Genomic DNA, 1,579 nt, shown 5'->3' with positions numbered 1-1,579 from the left:
CCGCGCAAATATTGCCATTTATCATCCAAAGCCATAATATCCCGCCCCCGCCACTTCACCAAAGCTGCTTTACCTCTATCCGCCGCTAAATGAACGCCCGATAATATTTAATTATACCAAATTATAGATATATAAACATTAAAGTCCATGCAATCCACGGAGCTTGTTGGAGTTATTCAGCGTATGCCGGCATGACGGCAATCTAATTTCTGATACATGTATCCAAAATTTACTGTTAATGTACCGTTTTTTCGACTTTCCATAACATGGGGACGGTTCCAATGTTATGATTAGTTGTGAAATTTTGTGTTGGGCTAAACTTTATTTATTGCAGTCTAATGCGGAATCATCTCACGCATTAAGAGAAAAAGTCTCAAATGCGACAGAATGCGACAGGAGACGGTTCTCCCTTGTCGCATTTTCAAAAATTTAACAGATAAGCCGTCTACCGAACGTCTTAAATCAGTAGCTCCACATGCTAAATAAATTCCATCGTAACTTGCGATGTCTTTCAGCATACGCTATCCACGACTCGAAGTACATCAGCAAGTAAAATAGGATTGAACCCGATTCCCACACAAATCGTCCATTTGCCACAATTTAGCTTGATTTCATCTGAAACGCACTCTGCTTGTGCTACGGTTACATCAGCCCATTGTTGCGGAATAGGTTGTGCTTCTCGATTAACTTGTGTTGCCCATCCAAGATACTGACGATATTCAATACCCTTTGTTTCACACCAAGCCTTTGCCGTCATCCCGCTATCCCGGCATTCAGTTACCAATGCCTGACGTTCTTGCTTATTCACTCTATCCCTCCATATACTTAATCTAATGGAGATATTTTCTCATGAATTAGGCCTGCCTACCATGCACCGGTTTATTGAGCGCTTACTAATTATTTGTCGATATTTGTGTTAATATTTTACTTCGTAAAAAAAGATTTTTTATAAAACTTATAGAAAGTTATGGTAACAAATACATGGCATTAAGTTGGTGGTGGCCGTTGCTTTTTGTTTGTAGCACTCCTTCACTGACCTAATGAAGTATATTCAATAAAGAAAAGATGGTTTGGTATCTCAAGGGTGTATATATGCCTGACAAACAGGATTTTGCACCAGTGGAAGGTAGTGCGGGCAAGACTTACTTAAATAATGTTATATCCTTGTCGCAAGGCAAAAGGATTAATGGGATGGATCTAATAAAAAACTATACCAGCTATCTGATCTGATCCAAAACGGGGGGTGGTATTCTTATTAGCCCTTGCTACTAATGAGAAGGGGGGAGAGTCCAATGGGCAACTAGAAAGTGGTTGTGAGGAAAATTGGGAAAATCCTCCAAAGTCAGCCTGCACAAACCACATTACTTATTGTACCACTACTTCTTGTGCAACTTTCAACGAGTGACAAGGTGTCAATTAAGTTTTCAAGGATATTAAGGAGGCGGATTATAGTTGAAAAAAGCATTATCTTTTTTGCTTACGGGTAAGCGCTTAAAAACTGAGTGCCTTATATAATAATCTGATCCATGCGATAATAAACTTCAAACATTTTCAGAGTTATTCAAGTTAGAGTTTTTCA

Annotated in this window: 1 protein-coding gene; it reads right to left on the bottom strand. The window is 39.0% G+C overall.

Annotation, left to right across the window (positions count from 1 at the left end; all coding sequences use genetic code 11):
- Nucleotides 1–511: 511 nt before the first annotated feature.
- On the bottom strand, nt 512–808 hold the full coding sequence (gene tnpA, locus DCCM_RS02320; protein WP_104370857.1) for an IS66 family insertion sequence element accessory protein TnpA: 297 nt from the start codon (nt 806–808) through the stop codon (nt 512–514).
- Nucleotides 809–1,579: the final 771 nt, after the last annotated feature.

Source organism: Desulfocucumis palustris (assembly GCF_002933875.1).
In the GTDB taxonomy this organism is placed as follows: Bacteria; Bacillota; Desulfotomaculia; order Desulfotomaculales; family Desulfocucumaceae; genus Desulfocucumis; species Desulfocucumis palustris.
The sequence above is the reverse complement of the archived record's forward strand: the minus strand, read 5'-3'. Positions and strand labels throughout refer to the sequence as shown.